This is a genomic window from Actinomadura sp. DC4, assembly GCF_030406325.1.
Taxonomy (GTDB): domain Bacteria; phylum Actinomycetota; class Actinomycetes; order Streptosporangiales; family Streptosporangiaceae; genus Actinoallomurus.
The window spans coordinates 181529-198950 of the sequence record NZ_JAUEQY010000021.1; the positions used below are offsets into that span (position 1 = coordinate 181529).

At 70.9% G+C, this 17422-nt stretch carries 18 protein-coding genes, 1 rRNA gene and 1 pseudogene; 9 read left to right on the top strand and 11 right to left on the bottom strand.

Going from position 1 to position 17422, the window contains the following annotated elements; translation table 11 throughout:
• Positions 1-45: 45 nt before the first annotated feature.
• The 5 genes from QWU11_RS30900 to QWU11_RS30920 all read right to left on the bottom strand — a co-directional run bounded on the left by QWU11_RS30900 (position 46) and on the right by QWU11_RS30920 (position 5374).
• Positions 46-1374: a biotin carboxylase N-terminal domain-containing protein gene (locus QWU11_RS30900; RefSeq protein WP_290117986.1), complete on the bottom strand. Its 1329-nt coding sequence runs from the start codon at positions 1372-1374 to the stop codon at positions 46-48.
• 92 nt (positions 1375-1466) lie between these two features.
• The gene (locus tag QWU11_RS30905; RefSeq protein WP_290118009.1) at positions 1467-2651 is read right to left on the bottom strand and encodes an HD domain-containing phosphohydrolase; all 1185 of its coding nucleotides are present in this window, start codon (positions 2649-2651) and stop codon (positions 1467-1469) included.
• A 124-nt stretch (positions 2652-2775) separates the two neighbouring features.
• A complete protein-coding gene (locus QWU11_RS30910) occupies positions 2776-4071 on the bottom strand; it encodes an HD-GYP domain-containing protein (RefSeq protein ID WP_290117987.1) in 1296 nt (431 codons plus the stop codon).
• A 279-nt stretch (positions 4072-4350) separates the two neighbouring features.
• Positions 4351-4617: a mycothiol system anti-sigma-R factor gene (gene rsrA / locus QWU11_RS30915; protein WP_290117988.1), complete on the bottom strand. Its 267-nt coding sequence runs from the start codon at positions 4615-4617 to the stop codon at positions 4351-4353.
• A gap of 37 nt (positions 4618-4654) precedes the next feature.
• A complete protein-coding gene (locus QWU11_RS30920; protein ID WP_290117989.1) occupies positions 4655-5374 on the bottom strand; it encodes a sigma-70 family RNA polymerase sigma factor in 720 nt (239 codons plus the stop codon).
• Positions 5375-5521: 147 nt separating this feature from the next.
• Between QWU11_RS30920 and QWU11_RS30925 the strand changes: the two genes are divergently transcribed.
• On the top strand, positions 5522-6289 hold the full coding sequence (locus QWU11_RS30925) for a methyltransferase domain-containing protein (protein WP_290117990.1): 768 nt from the start codon (positions 5522-5524) through the stop codon (positions 6287-6289).
• Between the two features lie 552 nt (positions 6290-6841).
• Here QWU11_RS30925 and QWU11_RS30930 read toward each other — a convergent pair.
• Positions 6842-7174, bottom strand: coding sequence for a TraR/DksA family transcriptional regulator (locus QWU11_RS30930; protein ID WP_290117991.1), 333 nt, complete (start codon positions 7172-7174; stop codon positions 6842-6844).
• Positions 7175-7192: 18 nt separating this feature from the next.
• Complete coding sequence (locus QWU11_RS30935; protein WP_290117992.1) at positions 7193-7906, bottom strand: SOS response-associated peptidase; 714 nt, start codon at positions 7904-7906, stop codon at positions 7193-7195.
• Between the two features lie 65 nt (positions 7907-7971).
• Here QWU11_RS30935 and QWU11_RS30940 point away from each other — a divergent pair, with 65 nt between their 5' ends.
• Entirely contained in the window at positions 7972-8532 is a 561-nt protein-coding gene (locus QWU11_RS30940; protein WP_290117993.1) for a DoxX family protein, read from the top strand.
• On the opposite strand, the gene QWU11_RS30945 is transcribed toward QWU11_RS30940, so the two are convergent.
• Positions 8519-9157: an ATP-binding cassette domain-containing protein gene (locus tag QWU11_RS30945; protein WP_290117994.1), complete on the bottom strand. Its 639-nt coding sequence runs from the start codon at positions 9155-9157 to the stop codon at positions 8519-8521. The genes QWU11_RS30940 and QWU11_RS30945 overlap by 14 nt on opposite strands.
• 213 nt (positions 9158-9370) lie before the next feature.
• Here QWU11_RS30945 and aroA point away from each other — a divergent pair, with 213 nt between their 5' ends.
• Together aroA and rsgA are read left to right on the top strand one after the other, a co-directional pair.
• A complete protein-coding gene (gene aroA / locus QWU11_RS30950) occupies positions 9371-10621 on the top strand; it encodes a 3-phosphoshikimate 1-carboxyvinyltransferase (RefSeq protein WP_290117995.1) in 1251 nt (416 codons plus the stop codon).
• Positions 10622-10623: 2 nt separating this feature from the next.
• Entirely contained in the window at positions 10624-11610 is a 987-nt protein-coding gene (gene rsgA, locus QWU11_RS30955) for a ribosome small subunit-dependent GTPase A (protein WP_290117996.1), read from the top strand.
• A gap of 9 nt (positions 11611-11619) precedes the next feature.
• On the opposite strand, the gene QWU11_RS30960 is transcribed toward rsgA, so the two are convergent.
• On the bottom strand, positions 11620-12495 hold the full coding sequence (locus QWU11_RS30960) for a phenylalanine 4-monooxygenase (protein WP_290117997.1): 876 nt from the start codon (positions 12493-12495) through the stop codon (positions 11620-11622).
• A gap of 154 nt (positions 12496-12649) precedes the next feature.
• Here QWU11_RS30960 and QWU11_RS30965 point away from each other — a divergent pair, with 154 nt between their 5' ends.
• The 4 genes from QWU11_RS30965 to QWU11_RS30980 all read left to right on the top strand — a co-directional run bounded on the left by QWU11_RS30965 (position 12650) and on the right by QWU11_RS30980 (position 16393).
• Entirely contained in the window at positions 12650-13123 is a 474-nt protein-coding gene (locus QWU11_RS30965; RefSeq protein ID WP_290117998.1) for an Lrp/AsnC family transcriptional regulator, read from the top strand.
• 76 nt (positions 13124-13199) lie between these two features.
• Positions 13200-14003, top strand: coding sequence for a histidinol-phosphatase (gene hisN, locus QWU11_RS30970; protein WP_290117999.1), 804 nt, complete (start codon positions 13200-13202; stop codon positions 14001-14003).
• Positions 14004-14086: 83 nt separating this feature from the next.
• Positions 14087-14272: a hypothetical protein gene (locus QWU11_RS30975; RefSeq protein ID WP_290118000.1), complete on the top strand. Its 186-nt coding sequence runs from the start codon at positions 14087-14089 to the stop codon at positions 14270-14272.
• Positions 14273-15454: 1182 nt separating this feature from the next.
• Positions 15455-16393, top strand: a complete 939-nt coding sequence (locus QWU11_RS30980) for a sulfotransferase (RefSeq protein ID WP_290118001.1) — start codon at positions 15455-15457, stop codon at positions 16391-16393.
• A gap of 141 nt (positions 16394-16534) precedes the next feature.
• On the opposite strand, the gene QWU11_RS30985 is transcribed toward QWU11_RS30980, so the two are convergent.
• Positions 16535-16723 carry a DUF397 domain-containing protein gene (locus QWU11_RS30985; protein WP_290118002.1) on the bottom strand — a complete coding sequence of 63 codons (189 nt, stop codon included), beginning with the start codon at positions 16721-16723 and terminating at the stop codon, positions 16535-16537.
• A 142-nt stretch (positions 16724-16865) separates the two neighbouring features.
• Here QWU11_RS30985 and QWU11_RS30990 point away from each other — a divergent pair.
• Positions 16866-17194 (top strand): annotated as a pseudogene (locus tag QWU11_RS30990) (YnfA family protein).
• Between the two features lie 110 nt (positions 17195-17304).
• On the opposite strand, the gene rrf reads toward QWU11_RS30990, so the two are convergent.
• Positions 17305-17421 (bottom strand): 5S ribosomal RNA (rrf, locus tag QWU11_RS30995).
• Between the last annotated feature and the right edge of the window lies 1 nt (position 17422).

Below are 17422 nucleotides of genomic sequence, written 5' to 3' on the forward strand. Positions count from 1 at the left end.
CTTGCCGGACGCGGTTGTCGGTCCAATTCTGCCGCCCGGTGGCCATCACGCGCGCATCCGGTCCACGAGTCCGGTGTCGTACTCGCCCGAGACGAAGTCCGGATGGGCCAGCAGCTCGGTGAAGAACGGCAGATTCGTCTTGAGCCCCTCGATCCGGAACGCCTCGACCGCGCCGCGCGCCGTGGCGAGGGCCTGCGCCCGGTCCGGGCCGTACACGCAGAGCTTGGCCAGGAGCGGGTCGTAGAACGGGGTGACCTTGTTGCCGGCCTGGTAGCCCGCGTCGACGCGGATCACGTCGCCGGAGGGCTCCTCCCAGACCGTGATGTCGCCGGGGCTGGGCAGGAAGCGCTTGGGGTCCTCGGCGTACACGCGGAACTCGATCGCGTGCCCGCGCGGCTCGGCGGCGGTGAACGTCACCGGCTCGCCCGCCGCGATCAGCAGTTGCTGCTCGACCAGGTCGATGCCGGTGACCAGCTCGGTGACCGGGTGCTCGACCTGCAGCCGGGTGTTCATCTCCAGGAAGACGAACTCCTGCGCGACCGGGTCGACCAGGCACTCGACGGTGCCGGCGCCGCGGTAGCCGACCGCCTCGCCGGCGCGTACGGCCGCAGCGAGCATGCGGGCGCGCAGCTCCGGGCCGACGCCGGTGGACGGCGTCTCCTCCACGACCTTCTGGTGCCGGCGCTGGACCGAGCAGTCGCGCTCGCCCAGGGCCACGACCGTGCCGTCGGCGAGCCCGAGGATCTGGATCTCCACGTGCCGGGCGCGCTCGATGAAGCGTTCGAGCAGGATGTCGGGGTTGCCGAAGAAGCGCTCGGCGCGGGTGCGGGCCGTGTCGAAGGCCTTGCGCAACCCGGCCTCGTCGTAGGCGACGCTCATGCCGATGCCGCCGCCCCCACCGGACGCCTTGACCATGACCGGGTAGCCGATGCCCGCGGCGGCGGCCGCGTCGGCGTCGGGGACGGGCTCGCGGGTGCCGGCCGCGACCGGGACGCCCGCCTGCTCCATGAGGTTGCGTGCGCTGATCTTGTCGCCCATGGCGGCGATGGCCTCCGGCGGCGGGCCGATCCAGACCAGCCCGTCATCCAGCACGCGCCGGGCGAACCCGGTGTTCTCGGCCAGGAACCCGTAGCCGGGGTGGATCGCGCGGGCCCGGGTGCGCCGGGCCGCCTCCATCACCGCGTCGACGTCGAGGTAGCTCTTGGCGGGCTGCGCCGGGCCGATGAGCACCGCCTCGTCGGCCTCGGAGACGTAGGGCAGATCGGAGTCGGCCTCGGAGTAGACCGCGATCGCCTTGATCCCGAGGGCGCGTACGGTCCGGATCACGCGCCGGGCGATCTCTCCCCGATTTGCCACCAACACCGACTCGAACACCGGTCCTCCTCATTTCGTCAGCCCCGGAAGGATAACCATGTGTTACCCGGCTGAGCGCGTCGCTCGCGACAAAAACCCGAGTGTCCGCCTTGTCAGCGCATACGGTCGACGACGTGGCCGAGTGCCTCGACCACGGTCGGGTCGTATTCGGCGGCCGAGTCGCCGCGCAGACGCTCGAGCACGGCGGCGGACCGATCGCGGTCGGACGACGCTCCCACAAGATCATCGTAGGCGTTGGCGACCTTGATGACCCGGCTGGCCAGCGGCGGCGCCGACCCCTCGGCCGAGCGGTAGGGCTCGGACTGGCGGCGTACGATCTCGGCGACCTCGTGCAGCACCCCGGTCTTGGTGATCACCCCGGCACCGAGGCCGGCGATGCGGCGCTGCTCGCTCGGCGAGGCCAGCACGGTCGCGCCGCCCGGGATCGGGTCGCGCAACGACAGCTGGCCGATGTCGTGCATGAGGGCCGCGTACTCGAGTTCGAGCAGCGCCTCCTCGGTCATGCCGAGCTCGCGCCCCATCGCGACCGCCAGCGCGCTGACCCGCCGCGAGTGCCCCGTCTCGACGTATCCGCCGACCTCGGTGACCCGCGACAGCGCGCGTACGGTCTGGAGGTAGGTGGCGCGGATGCCGGCGAAGCGCCGGAACGCCACCTGGGTCACGAGGATGGGCGCGGTGAACACCAGGAGCGCCACCGGGCCCATGACGAACATGCTGACCGCGATGAGCATGCCCGTGGCGCCCGAGGAGGCGCAGAGCGGCATCTTCGCCCGGATCTCGTCGCCGAAGGCGATGCCGAACCTCGTGTGCGCCGCCTCCGCGCGGATGATCGACGCGACGACCACCTCGGCGGCGCAGGCGAGCATGACCGTGAGCGCCATCACCGTGATGAGCACGGGCCAGTGCTGGCGCAGCGACGAGTGGCCCAGCGGGCGGAAGATGAACGCCACGAGCGCCGGGCTGAGGATGCGGCGGGCCATGGCGTCCAGAGCCGGGATCCGGCCGACGGCGATGTGCGGCAGCGCGCCGATGAGCGTGCCGCAGGCCGTGACCGTCACGGCCTGGAACGCCGAGTGGGTGGCGGGCTCGCTGCCGACGCGCAGGAGCAGGGCGTACCCGAGCGCCCCCGCGCTGGCGATCGGGGCCACCTCGCGGTTGCCCGGCATGATCATCCGGAGCAGCTCGCCCACGGCGATCAGCCCGCCGAACAGGATGGCCGTACGGGAGTCCTTCAGGCCGACCGCGCCGACCTGGGTGACGGAGGCGATGACGAGCATGCCCGCCACCGCGATGAGCAGGAGCTGGGCGGAGTCGAGCGACTGCCACGCCGGGCGCTGTCTCCCCTGCCGGCGGGCAGGGACGCTCGCGGGCGCGCTCACCGGCCCGCGCCGTAACCCATGATCACCGCATGCCCTCGCTCGCGACCCGCAGCGGTGCGCTCGGGTCGTCGTGGTCCTGCTGGGTGGTCTCGACCCCCTCGCCCTCAGGCGGGGCGACCAGGTCGGGCCGGGTCCAGCCCTCGGACTTCAGCGCGGCGATGAACGCCTCCACCAGCTCGGGGTCGAAGTGCGTGCCGGCCGAACGCCGCAGCTCGGAGATGCCCTCGTCCAGCGAGCGGGCGGCGCGGTAGGAACGCGTGGAGGTCATCGAGTCGAACGCGTCGGCCACCGAGATGACCCGGGCGAACTCCGGGATCTCCGAGCCGGCCAGGCCCATGGGGTAGCCGGTGCCGTCGATCTTCTCGTGGTGGTGCATGATCCCGTTGAGCGCCTCGTCGAGGAAGCCGATCTCGCGGACGATCTCCAGGCCGCGCATCGGGTGCAGCTGGATCGCGGCGTACTCCTCCTCTGTGAGGTCGCCCGACTTCTGCAGCACCTTGGTCGGCACGCCGAGCTTGCCCACGTCGTGGAGCATCCCGGCGTAGCGGATCGCGCCGATCCGCTCGGGCCGCATGCCGATCGCCTGGGCGATCATCACCGAGCCGCGGGACACCCGCTCGCTGTGGCCGCGGGTGTAGTAGTCCTTGGTCTCCACGGCCTGGCAGAGCGCCGCGATCGTCGCGGCGTGCGCCTGCTGCTGGGCGCTGGTCTGCTCGAACGCCCAGCGGGCGAGCAGCATCGGCAGCAGCACCAGCACGGCCGAGAACGGCCCGATGAGCCCCCAGGGGGCCGCCACGAGCAGGCCGAACATGCCGTACGCGAGCTGGCCGGCCGCGAGGTTGCCGATGGGCCGCCAGCGGAACCCCCACACCGGCGCCAGGTGGTTCAGCACGAGGACGACGCCGATGAGCGCGAGGTTGACCGCGACATAGGTGACGACCGCGCCGAGGTAAGGGGCGATGATGCCGGGGAACGAGCCGTCGCTCGGCTTTCCGGTCTTGCCGCCGGCCGCGCAGTAGACGACGCCGGAAAGATAGCCCGCCAAGGCGAACTGCGCGCCGTTGAACAGCCGTTTGACCAGCCCCATGTCGCGCCGCCAGGCGAGGATCGCGGAGGCACCCACCATGGCGGCCCCGGCGGGCCCCAGGAGGACCACGGAGGCGAGCCCGGCCGAATAGCTCAGCGAGACACTGGCGTTCTTGCTGTTGAGCAGCGCGGGCGCCGACTCGAAGATCACCGACAGCAGCGCGAGCACGGCGAGGGTGGTCCAGTCGATGCCATCGAGAGACGAGAAGCCGATGGCAGAAGCCGCGAGCACGACGACCGTACAGACGTATGCCCATGCGGCGAGGGGTAGTCCACGCAATGCCGCCCCCACGAGGTCACACGAGGTAATGGGCTAAACCCAGGACACGCCTTGACGCATGCTTCTCCGCCTCCCCGGAAGACTCACCGCCCGCCTTTGCTGGACGCCGAAGAATCGGTGGTAAGCCTAACCCGGAGAGTGGAGATCACGCAGACGCGCGGGGAAACGTGAGCAAAGCGTGAATGAATCGTCACCTAGGGTCCGGGCGTACGTCCGTGACCTGCAAAACGGTCATTCAACAAGATTCGCGCGAACCTGTTCAATTCGCCCAAGCACCTTCGCCCTGAGGTCCTGTGGCACCGGGTCGCAGCCGCAGCTCTTGTGGACGAGCTTCTTGACCGACTCCTCCAGGCCGTACTCCCGCAGGCACGGACCACACTCGTCCAGGTGCTGCTTGATGTCGGAGCAGCCACGGTTGTCGAGCTCGCCGTCGAGATAGGCGTAGATCCGGGCGAGCACCTCGGTACACGGGGTCTCGTGAGGCTTTCCGCAGCTCATTTCGCCACCTCACCAGGGTGCGCGGGCATCCGCTCGCTCATTCGGAGTCCTCCTTGCGCCGGCCTCCGTTGACCCGGGCGAGCCCGCGGTCTTCCGCATAATCCTCGAGCATCGACCGGAGCTGCCGCCTGCCACGGTGGAGCCGGGACATCACGGTACCGATCGGAGTGCCCATGATGTCGGCGATCTCCTTGTAAGCAAAGCCCTCGACATCGGCGAAGTAGACCGCCATCCGGAAATCCTCCGGAAGGGCCTGCAGCGCGCGTTTGACGTCGGAGTCCGGAAGGTGCTCGAGCGCCTCGGCCTCCGCGGACTTGAGCCCGGTCGACGTGTGCGACTCGGCCCGCGCCAGCTGCCAGTCCTCGATCTCCTCCGACGCCGACTGCTTCGGCTCCCGCTGCTTCTTGCGGTAGGAGTTGATGAAGGTGTTGGTGAGGATGCGGTAGAGCCAGGCCTTGAGGTTGGTGCCCTCCTGGAACTGGTGGAAGGAACCGAACGCCTTCGCGAACGTCTCCTGGACCAGATCCTCCGCATCCGCGGGGTTGCGCGTCATTCTCAGCGCGGCGGAGTACAGCTGGTCGAGAAACGGGAGCACGTCACGCTCGAAGCGCCGCGAGCGCTGCTCCAGTGTCTCCACTGCCTCGGGTACCTGACCCACCTCCCCTGTAACGCCGATCACGGCGTCGAAAGCATACGCTCCAGACGATAGCGGGTGCGTCGCCGGCGCATCGCGCCGGTCCGCCAGCAGGACGGCCATCATCACCTCGAACTTTCGCAGGCCAGTGTCCGTTATGACACTGCGCAACGCGTTACGCGTGCGCGGGATTCCCGGGAGTGGGGGAATGCTCCGGCACACCGGCACGAAGTGTGAGCTCGTACCGGCAAGAGGGAAGGATTGGGAGAAATGCATCCCCGAGGAGCCGCCGTGCTGTCCATTCCGGCGAAGCATCCCGCAGTGGGCGAGCCCGACACGCTCGCGAGCTACTGGACCTTCTACTGGGCCGTCGCCGCCGCCCAGCTGTCCCGATGGCTGCCGCGCAGGCCGTCGCGGATACTCGACCTCTCCGGACCGCAGGCGCGGTACGCCGACCAGGCCGCGGGCGCGGGCCACACGGTCGTTGAGGTGCGCGATTCCCCGCGCGGCACACCGGCCCCGCGCAGCACGCACACGATCGTCGCGGACGCGGCCTCACTGGGGTTCCTTTCCCCCGGGGCGTTCGACGCCGTCGTGGCCGAGGCGCGGATGCTCTCGCGCCACCTGGTCACGGAGGACGTCGTCGCCGAGATCGCCCGGGTGCTGCGCCCCGGCGGCCGGGTGCTGCTGACCGTCGACTCGCTCGTCCTCGGCATGGCCATCCTCGCCGAGCAGAACTACTGGGCCCACCTTTCGGACGTGCCACGGTCGGAGGTCGTGCTCGTCCCCTGGCCCGACGGAACGATCACCCGGTGCTTCGGCGTCGAGCAGCTGCGCGACCTGCTGACCGAATGTGGCCTCGAGGTCGAATGGATCCGTCCGCGTACGGCCCTGTCCCCGTCGACGGTCGAACACGTCCTGAGCGGGAGCCCTCAGGCCCTCACCCGCCTCGTACGGGCCGAGCTGACCGCCCCCCAGACCGACGAGCCGGTCGGCATCCACCTGGTCGCCAGCGCCATCAAGAAGGTCGAGTCTTAGGACCCGTCCCGAAGTCTTCGTCCGCCCCGAGCGGCCGCGTACGGCGGCGACTCCGCCGGGCCGGTGGTGGCTGGCCGGTGGTGGCTGGCCGGGGACCTTACCTGTCGGCTGCGGCCCGACGCTCACGCCTCACGCGAGCGGATCTTGCGCGGACACCTACGGGCGGGTAGGGACCAGCACCTGGTGGTCCCGGGTACTCGGTCATCCGCGCCTCGGAGAGTGGCCGGTCCTGCCGGGGCACCGACACCCTCCCAGCCCTGCCCCGGACGACCGCCAGGCCGCCCCAAGACCCGGACCCCCCGCCACGGCATGCGCACCAGCGGAGACCCGGCCGGCGGGCCGGACAGTCACCACCCCCGCACCCACGCCGAACGGGGTTGAAGACCAAGCCAGGGCCTGTCTCGAAGTCCCGCTGTCCTGCTGCGCGGCGCCCAGGCGGCGCCTCGCCGCTCTGCCCTCAGTCGTCAGCCAGACCAGGCCGACTCCCTCCTCCGCCTTGCGAGACACCACCTGGACACCGCTCGCCACGGACGGGGACCTCGGGACAGGCCCTCAGCGGTGGGAGCGGTCGCGTTTGGATTGGCACGTGACGCAGCGGGATGCCTCGGGTCGGGCCTCCAGACGCGCCTCGGGGACGGGCAGGCCGCAGTCGACGCACTTGCCGTACGTGCCCTCCTGGTTGCGGGTCAGCGCGGCGAGCACCTCCGTGCGCTGGCGGCGCAGCGCGTCCAGCGCCGCGTCGATCCGGTCGGTGTCGGACAGGCTCGCGCCCGCGTCGGAGGTGTGGTGCTCGGCCTCCGGATGCTCCTCGTGCAGGACCGCGATGGAGCGGTCGAGGCCGGCGAGCATCTCGTCCAGGCGCTTCCGCGCGGTGTCCGGGCCCATGCGCACCTCCGGCGCGGGTCAGAAGAGGGTGAAGGGGTCCGGTGAGGAGATACCCATCTGAGGGGCCGGCTTGACCAGTTCGGGGCCGTTATTTGCCACCTTGTTGACCGCCGTGGACACGGGATGGGACTCCAGCCGCCGCTGCGCGGCCGGGACCAGCAGCGATCGCACCTCGTCGGGCTGGGTGAGCGCCGGGTCCAGCCAGGCCGCGAACCTCGACGGCTCGACCAGCATCGGCATCCGGTCGTGGATCCGGCCCACGTCGTCGGTCGCCTCGGTGGTGATGACGGTGAAGCTCAGCAGCCGGCCGCCCGGGGCGTCCGGTGACCGCCACACCTCGTACAGGCCGGCCATGGGGAGCACGCCCCCGTCGGCGGGGTGGATGAAGTGCGGCTGTTTGACGCCATCCTCCATCGACCACTCGTAGTAGCCGTCCGCGGGCACCAGACAGCGATGCTTGGCGAAGGCCCGGCGGAACGCCGGTTTCTCGTGCGCCGTCTCCACCCGGGCGTTGATCATCTTGGCGCCGATGGAGGCGTCCTTGGCCCAGAACGGCACGAGCCCCCACCGCGCGACGTGCAGCTCGCGTACGTCGCGGGTGAGCACGACCGGCACCGGTTTGGTCGGCGCCACGTTGAAGTCGGGTTCGAGCTCGCCGGCCTCGTCGAGGTCGATGCCGAAGAAGTCGAGGAGCTCCTGCCGTGCGCGCGTGGACGCGTACCGACCGCACATCGCCGACCTCCTCCTCTCTGAGAGAACCGCGCTTGACCGTGCTTTCGATGGGCATGACCGGTGTTATGCAGATCATCAGGACCATCGCGCGCCCGCTCGTCGCGGCGCCATTCATGGTCACCGGACTCGAGACATTGCGCAATCCGACCCCCCGCGCGGACAAGGTCGCCCCCACGCTCAAGCCGCTCGCCGACCGGGTGTCCTGGCTCCCCTCCAAGGACCCCGAGACGCTCGTACGGCTCCAGGGAGCGATCAGTCTCGGCGCCGGGGCGTTGTTCGCCCTGGGCCGTTTCCAGCGCCTCACCACACTCCTGCTCGCCGCCGAGATGGTGCCGGCCCTGCTCACCGAGCACCGGTTCTGGCAGGAGAGTGACACGGACCAGCGTGCCGTCGAGCGCGCCCACATGCTGAAGAACGCCGGGTTGTTCGGCGCTCTGCTGTACGCGGGCGCCGCGCCGAGCCGCCACCGCCCGGTGAAGGCCGCCAAGGCGAGCCTGCACGAGGCGAGGCTCCAGGCGGCGATCGCCAAGGCGGAGGCCGGCCGCAAGGCCGAGCGCGCCCGCCGCAAGGCCGGCAAGCGCGCCGCGCAGACCCAGCGCCGTGCCGCCCGCCTCACCGGACGCTGAGGGAGATGACCTCGTCGACGTGACGGAGGATCGGTGTGGCCCCGGGTACGGCCGCGCGGTGCGTGACCAGGAGCAGGCTCCGATCCTCCGCCGCCAGCAAGGCGGCCAGGCCCTCTTCCGGCTCGTCGGCGAGCAGGATCGGCACGTCGGCCAGCAGGGCACGCGCCAGGGCGACGCGCGGCCGCGCCGCGCCGCTCGCCGAGTCGCCCGGCGTCAGTCCCGCGCGCCTCATGGCGCCGGCGAGCTCCTCGTCCGTCGCGTCCGGCCGCGCCACCCGTACGTTGCCGGCCACGCCGGTGGGCAGGATCGGCGTGTCGGGCCCGACCCGCGCGATCACCCGGCGCACGTCCTCGCCCGCCAGCTCGCGCAGCGGCACGTCGTTGAGCGTGACCGTGCCCTCGTAGTCGGCGAAGCGCAGCAGGACCGCCGCCAGCGCCGACGCGGTGGCCCGGCTGTGGCCGAGCAGCGCCACCCTGCGCCCCGGCGGCAGGTCGACGTCGCCGAGGACGAGCATCTCCCCGTCCGGCCGGCGGGTGCGCAGCCCGGAGACGCGCAGCTCGTACGGGCCGGGCGGCAGGGGCAGCGGGGCCGGCGGCTCGGCGATCACGGCGTTCGTGGTGTTCACTGTCGCCTCCCGTGTCGTGTGACGCCACCGTAAACAGCGGGTACGACAGTTCCACCGCCTGTCCTTCCCGTCACGCCCTAGGGGGCCTGTCTCAAGGTCCCGCTGTCCGACTGCGCGACGCCCAGGCGGCGCCTCGCCGCGGACGGGGACCTCGAGACAGGCCCCAGGCGTTCCTCAAGATCCTGGGTACCCTCCGCCCGGTACCCTTCAGTCATGCCTCAGATGTGGTCCGCACCCGTGGCCGATGGGCCGGCCGACGCGCGGGTCGCCCTGCCAGGGTCGAAGTCGATGACCAACCGCGCGCTGATCCTCGCCGCGCTGGCCGGCGACCCGTCGCTCGTACGCCGCCCGCTGCGCAGCCGCGACACGCTGCTCATGGCCGGCGCGCTGCGCGCTCTGGGCGTGACCATCGAGGACTCCGGCGACGACTGGCGGGTCACGCCGGGCGAGCTGCGCGGTCCCGCGACCCTCGACGTCGGCCTGGCCGGCACGGTCATGCGGTTCGTGCCCCCCGTCGCGGCGCTGGCCGCCGGCGACGTCTTCTTCGACGGCGACCCGTACGCCCGCAAGCGCCCGATGGGCACGATCCTGGCCGCGCTGCGCGTCCTCGGCGCCGAGGTCGACGGCGACGCGCTGCCGTTCACGGTGCGCGGCGCCGGAGGCGTTCCCGGCGGGTCGGTCACGATCGACGCCTCCGGCTCCTCCCAGATGGTCTCCGGCCTGCTGCTGGCCGCGCCGAGGTACGGCAAGGGCGCCGAGGTACGCCACGAGGGCCCGCCGGTGCCCTCGGGCGCGCACCTGACGATGACCGTGCGGATGCTGCGCGAGGCGGGCGCCTCGGTCGAGACCGGTGACGACGTCTGGCGCGTGCACCCGGGCGGGCTGCGCGGCGGTGAGGTCGGCATCGAGCCCGACCTGTCCAACGCCGCGCCGTTCCTGGCCGCCGCGCTGGTGACCGGCGGCCGCGTGACCGTACGCGACTGGCCGGCCGAGACCACGCAGCCCGGCGACGAGCTGCGGCGCCTGCTGGCCGAGATGGGCGCCGCCGTGACGTACGAGGACGGCGACCTGACCGTACGCGGCGGGTCGATCCACGGCATCGACGTGGACCTCGGCGACGTCAGCGAGCTGAGCTGCGTCCTCGCGGCCGTGGCCGCGCTGGCCGACGGCCCGTCGCGGCTGCGCGGCATCGCTCACATGCGCGGCCACGAGACCGACCGCCTCGCCGCCCTGACCACCGAGATCAACGGTCTCGGCGGCGACGTGCGCGAGCTGCCCGACGGCCTGGAGATCCGGCCGCGTCCGCTGCACGGCGGCGTCTTTCGCACCTACGACGACCACCGGATGGTGATGGCGGCCGCCGTACTCGGCCTCGCCGTGCCCGGCGTCGAGGTGGAGAACCTCGCCACGGTGGGCAAGACCCTGCCCGAGTTCGGCGAGCTGTGGGCGGAGATGCTGCGTTAGGCATGGCGCGCGACTGGGAGAGGCTCGATGAGGATGACGTGCGCGTACGGCCGGGGAAGGGCTCCCGGCCCCGTACGCGCCGCCGTCCCGCGCACGAGGACGCCGTCGGCGGCTTCGTGATGGCGGTCGACCGGGGCCGCTACACCTGCCTCGTCGACGGAAGCCCGGTCACCGCGATGCGCGCGCGTGAGCTCGGCCGTAAGAGCGTCGTGGTCGGCGACCGGGTCCGGATGGTCGGCGACGTCTCGGGCCGACCGGACACCCTGGCGCGCGTCGTGGCGATCGAGCCGCGCACCTCGACCCTCCGCCGTACGGCCGACGACAACGACCCGGTCGAGCGCGTCATCGTCGCCAACGCCGAGAACCTCGTCATCGTCACCGCGCTGGCCGACCCCGAGCCCCGCCCCCGCATGATCGACCGCTGCCTGGTCGCCGCCTTCGACGCAGGACTGTCCCCGCTGCTCTGCCTGACGAAGTCCGACCTGGCCTCGCCGGAGGCGCTGGAGGAGATGTACACGCCGCTGGGCGTCTCCTACGTCGTGACGCGCAAGGACGAGCCGGTGGACGAGTTGCGGGAGCGGCTGGCGGGACGCATGAGCGTGCTGGTCGGCCACTCCGGAGTGGGCAAGTCGACGCTGGTCAACGCGCTGGTCCCGGACGCGGAGCGGGCGGTCAGCGAGGTGAACCCGGTCACGGGCCGGGGGCGGCACACCTCCTCCTCCGCGATCGCCCTCGAACTCCCCGGCGGCGACGGCTGGATCATCGACACCCCGGGCGTACGCAGCTTCGGCCTGGCCCACGTCAAGCCCGACGACGTCCTCGCGGCGTTCCCGGACCTGATCGAGGGCGACGCGGAGTGCCCGCCGCACTGCACCCACCTCCAGGACGACTGCGCCCTGGACGCCTGGGTCGCCGCGGGCCACGCCGACCCCTCCCGCCTCGACTCCCTGCGCCGGCTGCTGGCCAGCCGCGACACCGACGAGGTCTGACCTCCGCCGTCAGGCGAGGGCGGCGATGCTCTCGTCGTCGCAGGTCGCCCAGAAGGTGCCTACGACGTCCTCCAGGTGCTCCATGGACTCCGCGCGGAACAGCACGTCCTGGTATTTGGTGATGTCGTACGTCATCGTCCCCATCGCCGCCAGGTCCAGCGGGCGGACGTCCATGCCGCGGAACTCCTCGATCTCCCCGTACGAGGACAGGATCCCCGCCCCGTACGCGCGCAGCTCGCCGTCCTCGGCCATCACGCCGAACTCCATCGTGAACCAGAAGATCTTCGAGACGAACTCCAGCGCCGCGGCCGACTCGACCCGGCGCGCGGCCTGGCCGGCGAGCCGGTAGAGCACCGCGAACCGCTCGTTGGCCAGGGCGTTCGCGTGCCCGATCACCTCGTGCACGACGTCCGGCTCGGGGGTGTAGAGCGGGACCGAGTGGTGCCGGATGTACTGCGTGGAGTGGAAGCGCGAGTCGGCGAGCGTGCCGTAGAACTCCCGCAGCGGCACGAGACCGGCCGCGGGCAGGTAGCGGAAGCCCGTGAGCGGCTCCAGGAGCGTGGAGACCTCTTCGAGCTGCGGCAGCCTGTCGCCCGGCAGGCGCAGGCGCTCCTTGCCCTCGAGGTAGGCGTGCGTGGCGTACTTGCGGTGCCGTACGTCCAGCTCGCCGGAGACGATCCGCCAGACCTCGTGCTCGTCGGGGGTGTACTCCGCCGCCGGGATCGGCGAGCCGGGCACGTACGCGGTCGCGAGCGCCGCGATGGCGTTCCTCCGCGCGCGGTACTCCGGGTCGGCGAAGCCCGGGTGATCGGAGGAGAGGCGGACGACGACCTCGCCGTCGGCGTCCCGGTCGACCGGCGCGAGGTACTGGGCTTCTTCGAACATGAGGGGCTCCTTCTCGGGGCGTCGTGACCCGCCGGCGCCGTTGACGACGGGCCACACCCGAGAGGACAACAGATGCCGCGGCGACTGACAAGAGTGCACAGATGATCTGGGCGAATCGCTTAATTTGGATCTATATCGCGGTTAATCTCTGGTCATGTCGCCCAGCGAGATCGATGCCCTCGACGCACGGCTTCTCGAGACGATGCGGGCGCACCCGCGCGTCGGCCTCACGGAGCTGGCCCGCCTGCTCGGCGTCGCGCGCGGCACCGTACAGGCCCGCCTCGACAAGCTCGTCGCCCGCGGGGTGATCGCCGACTTCGGCCCCAACGTACGGCCCGCGCGGATCGGCTACCCGGTTCTGGCGTTCCTCTCCCTGCAGATCTCCCAGGGGCTCGTGGCCGACGCCGTACGGCATCTGGAGACGCTTCCGGAGGTCCTGGAGGTGCACGGTACGAGCGGGAGCGCCGACCTGCTGTGCCGCGTCGCCGCGCGCAGCACCGACCACCTGCAGCACGTCATCGCCACCGTCCTGGCCTCCCCCGCCGTACAGCGGACCGACACGAGCGTGGTGCTGTCGACCCAGATCCCGTTCCGGCTGGACCCCTTGATCCGCGCGGCGCCTCGGTAACGCAGCGGAGAAGATCTTGGTGGTAAGCGGGTCCGGGCTGTCTGTTCACGCCAGTGTCGCGATAGCGTTGCACGCCGTGGCGGACTATTCGGATGACCTACGCCTTGCACATGTCATGGCGGACGCGGCTGACGACGTCGCCACGCGTCGGTTTCGTGCTCTCGACCTGGCCGTCGAGACGAAACCCGACCTCACTCCGGTGAGCGACGCCGACCGCATGGTCGAGGAGACCCTGCGCAACACGCTGAAGCGCGCCCGGCCGCGCGACGCGGTGCACGGGGAGGAGTACGGCCGTACGGGCTACGGCCCACGGTGCTGGGTGATCGACCCGATCGACGCGACCAAGAACTACGTACGCGGCGTGCCGATCTGGGCGACGCTGATCGCGCTGATGGAGGGCGACGACCCGGTCGTCGGCCTGGTGTCCGCGCCGGCCCTCAACCGCCGCTGGTGGGCGGCACGGGGCGGCGGCGCCTGGACCGGGCGCAGCCTGGCCAAGGCCACCCGCTGCCGCGTCTCGGGCGTGACGGACCTGCACGACGCGTCGTTCTCGTTCTCCAGCCTGACCGGCTGGGAGGCGCAGGAGCGCCTGGACGGCTTCCTGGACCTGACCCGATCCGTGTGGCGCACCCGGGCGTTCGGCGACTTCTGGTCGCACGTGATGGTCGCCGAGGGGGTCGTGGACGTCTCGGCCGAACCCGAGGTGTCGCTGTGGGACGTCGCGGCGGTACAGGTGATCGTCGAGGAGGCGGGCGGGGTCTTCACGGACCTGTCCGGCGTGCCGAGCCCCGACGGAGGCAGCGTCGTCTGCAGCAACGGCCTGCTGCACGCGACCGTCCTCGAAAAACTCGGCGGCGGTCCGGTCACCCATCGCGTCTGATCGCGATATATCTTGTGATCGTGAGGAACAGCGGCGTCCTGCTCGCTCGTTGCTCTTACGGAGTCCACGGAACGGAGAAGATCGTGGGACGCACCGGATATGTCATCGTCGGGGTCATCGCCGCACTACTCGCCTTCATACTGCTGCCCGGCTGGGTGAAACTGCTGGGATTCGTGCTCCTCGTGGGCGTGCCCGCGGTCGGCTACATGATGCTCGACCCGTCACAACGCCGCCGCCTGCGGGGGCAGGCCCGCAAGCGCCTCGGCTGAGCCGAACACCCGTCCCGGGCATCGCGCCCGGGACGGCTCCAGGGCCGGAGGAACGCTTGGGCCAGGCCGCCTTTCAGCGAGCCGACCAGGCTTCCTCGGGCCACCGAGAAGTCCGCCGGCCACCTGCCCCGTCCTGCCGCCGGCCGGGGAGCAGCGCCTTTCCCCGAACCTCCTTAGCTCGCCGGCGCCCGACGCGCCGCGGTCGAGTGCACGGCCACGCCCGGCCGAGCCGACCAGGCATCCCCGGCCGACCGAGACGGTCCACCGACTCCCCGGCCCGTCCTGCCGCCGAACCGGGGAACAGCGGCCTGTTTCCTCGGACATCCGCTCGCTCACCGGCGCCCGGTGCACGGCCGTCGCGTGCATGAGCACGCCGGCCAAGTCGGCCAGGCTTCCTCGGATCACTCAGGGAGCCTGCCGGTCGCCGGCTGATCCCCCATCGGTTGAGAAGTGGTGAGCCGACCGGTCTTCTACGGAACGCCGGCCTCCCAGCGGCACCGCGCAGTACGCGTCAAGGACGAGTCCGCGTTCGCCGACCCCTGCCCTGCGGGCTGGAATCGGTCGCGGTCGCACCGGCGGCCGATCTCCCGACTCGACCCTGTCACCGCGCGCGCCGGGGAGTGGCGTGGGCTCCGAAGAGCCGGGCCTGACTCGCTCGGATCTCCTGGAAGCCCGCCGGCCGTCACCTTGTTGCGCCGTCGGCCGGGAAGCGGCGAGCCGGCCTGTTTCTCTCGGATCACCCGGGAAACTCATCCGCGGCCACCCACGCCGCTCCCGTCCGCCATCGGGTGAAGCCTCATAGCGTGGTCGGCACGGACACCGGCGGCCCGGCTCGATTTTTCGGATCACCTCGAAGCCCCCCGGGCGGAGACCCGCGCCGGCGGCCATGAAGTGCTCCGATGACCCGGCCCGGCTTCCTCGGGTAAGGGCCCCGTCCCGGCGAGGACTCCGGGGAACCGGCCGGATTTCTTCGGATCGCCAAGGAACGGCACCAATCGCCCAAAGAAGAGTGCGGCCCGCCGTACGGGCGGCCGGGGGCGCCGTGCCGCGGTACGCCCGTGGCCGTAGGGCCTCCCGGCCCCGAGGCCGTGTCCTGTTTGCCCGGACACACCCAAGGCTCACCACGGCCGTACGTGACGGTGGTGGTGCCTGGAGGATGGCCGGTCTGGGAGGTGATCTTCGATGGCTCGGCCGATCTTCGTTCTCGGTTGCCCGCGATCGGGCACGACGCTGATGCGGCTCATGCTGCGCGCCCATCCGCGCATCGCGATCCCGCCGGAGACCCGCCTGCTGCTCGACGCGTACGAGCACCGCGGCGCGTACGGCGACCTGCGGCTGCCGGCGAACCACCAGGCCCTGGCCGAATGGATCGTGGCCGGCGCCGGTACACGCTTCGACGGCCTGGGCCTGGACCCGCGCTCCGTCGCCGAGGAGATCGTCGCGGGTCCGCCGACGCTGGGCTCGGCCCTGGAGATCGCCCTGGGCGCATACGCGCGTCGCCTGGGCAAGCCGCGCTGGGGCGACAAGCGACCGGGGTACGTGCAGCACATCGACGCGCTGCTGCGGATGTTCCCGGACGCCCAGATCGTGCATCTGGTACGGGACGGGCGCGACTGCGTGGCCTCGCTGAAACGCACGCCGTGGTGGCACATGGGTGTCTACCACGCGATCGCGACGTGGACCCAGGCGCTGGACGCGGGCTCGGCCGCCGCCAGGAGCCTGCCGCCCGACGCGTACATCGAGGTCCAGTACGAGCGGCTGCTCACCGACCGCGTAGGCGAGCTGCGACGGCTGTGCGTGTTCCTGGAGGAGGAGTACGCGCCGTCGATGGCCGCGGTGACCCCGTGGCAGCGAGGAGCCGAGAGGCCTTCCGAACCCGCACGGCGGTCGCTGAACCCCTGGGAGGCCGCACTCTGCGAGGCGGTGATGACGGACCGGCTGCTCGAGTACGGCTATGAGCCGTCTCCGGCCGGCCGCCCGGCGACTCATCATCTGGCGAGGTACGCCGCGGTGACCGCCCATCGCCGCCTGGCCGCCCGCAAGCGCGCCATGCTGGATCTGCGCCTGCGCGCCGCCGAGTCCCAGCCTCTGGCGTCCTGCCTGGCCACGGTCGACGCCTGAGCCTTTGCCGGGCCGTTTCAGGGGCGGACGACGAAGCGCTCGTCGAGCTTCCCGCCTGACGCCGGCCGGCGCATCGGCCGGCCGTGGTCGCCCGCCTTTGGAGCGCCGAGCTTTGGTGTAGGGCGGTCGATGGGGCGGGGGTCAGACGACGAAGCGCTCGTCGAGTTCCTCGCGCATGTCTTCCGGGAGCTCGTGCTTGCCGGCCTTGATGCGGTCGAGGAAGTCTTTCCAGGCGCTCACGCTGAAGAACAGCTTGGGACCGTCCGGGTCCTTGCTGTCGCGAACCGCGATGAGGCGCTCGCCCCGGCCCTCGTCGGACGCGTCGGACACCGCGCACCCCTTGTTCTTGGTGGATTCGCCGACCAGACGGGCTTCGCCGTCTCATCGCTTAACGCGGTAAACGGTAGCAGGCACCGTCGTTTGTGTCGGCGTGTTGGGTCTTACTAGTGACATCTGACGTCACAATGCCCTCATGACTACCTTGCGGTCGGCTGCCCTGTTCGTACTGGCCGCGATCGCCGAGATCGGCGGCGCTTGGCTCGTCTGGCAGGGACTACGTGAGCACCGGGGCATCCTCTTCATTGGTACCGGTATCGCGACACTTGGGGCTTATGGATTTGTCGCTACATTTCAGCCGGATCCCCATTTTGGCCGCATCCTTGCGGCATAGGGCGCGTCTTCGTTGTCGGTTCCCTCATTTGGGGAATGGCTTTCGACGGATTCCGCCCGGACCGCTTTGACGTGATCGGCGCGCTCTGCTGCCTGCTGGGCGTCGCCGTGATCATGTACGCGCCGCGGTGAGCCTCCGCAGGCAGGCCGGCCTTTAGGTTTTGGGCATTGAAAATGGGAAGAGGAGAAGTCCCGTCACCCTTTGGGGGGTGGGTTCTTCTCCTCTTCCCTTATATGTTTATGTCCGGCGGTGTCCTACTCTCCCACACCGTCCCCGGTGCAGTACCATCGGCGCTGGAGGGCTTAACTTCCGGGTTCGGAATGGGACCGGGTGTTTCCCCACCGCTATGACCACCGAAA

Coding starts and splice junctions, on each gene's coding strand:
- QWU11_RS30905 (WP_290118009.1), bottom strand. CDS start 2,651: ATGCTCGTCATCGCCTCCGTCACCCAGGTCGGCGCGGTCGGCCTGAAG.
- rsrA (WP_290117988.1), bottom strand. CDS start 4,617: ATGAGCTGCGGAAAGCCTCACGAGACCCCGTGTACCGAGGTGCTCGCC.
- QWU11_RS30920 (WP_290117989.1), bottom strand. CDS start 5,374: ATGGCCGTCCTGCTGGCGGACCGGCGCGATGCGCCGGCGACGCACCCG.
- QWU11_RS30925 (WP_290117990.1), top strand. CDS start 5,522: ATGCATCCCCGAGGAGCCGCCGTGCTGTCCATTCCGGCGAAGCATCCC.
- QWU11_RS30930 (WP_290117991.1), bottom strand. CDS start 7,174: ATGGGCCCGGACACCGCGCGGAAGCGCCTGGACGAGATGCTCGCCGGC.
- QWU11_RS30935 (WP_290117992.1), bottom strand. CDS start 7,906: ATGTGCGGTCGGTACGCGTCCACGCGCGCACGGCAGGAGCTCCTCGAC.
- QWU11_RS30940 (WP_290117993.1), top strand. CDS start 7,972: ATGCAGATCATCAGGACCATCGCGCGCCCGCTCGTCGCGGCGCCATTC.
- aroA (WP_290117995.1), top strand. CDS start 9,371: ATGCCTCAGATGTGGTCCGCACCCGTGGCCGATGGGCCGGCCGACGCG.
- rsgA (WP_290117996.1), top strand. CDS start 10,624: ATGGCGCGCGACTGGGAGAGGCTCGATGAGGATGACGTGCGCGTACGG.
- QWU11_RS30960 (WP_290117997.1), bottom strand. CDS start 12,495: ATGTTCGAAGAAGCCCAGTACCTCGCGCCGGTCGACCGGGACGCCGAC.
- QWU11_RS30965 (WP_290117998.1), top strand. CDS start 12,650: ATGTCGCCCAGCGAGATCGATGCCCTCGACGCACGGCTTCTCGAGACG.
- QWU11_RS30980 (WP_290118001.1), top strand. CDS start 15,455: ATGGCTCGGCCGATCTTCGTTCTCGGTTGCCCGCGATCGGGCACGACG.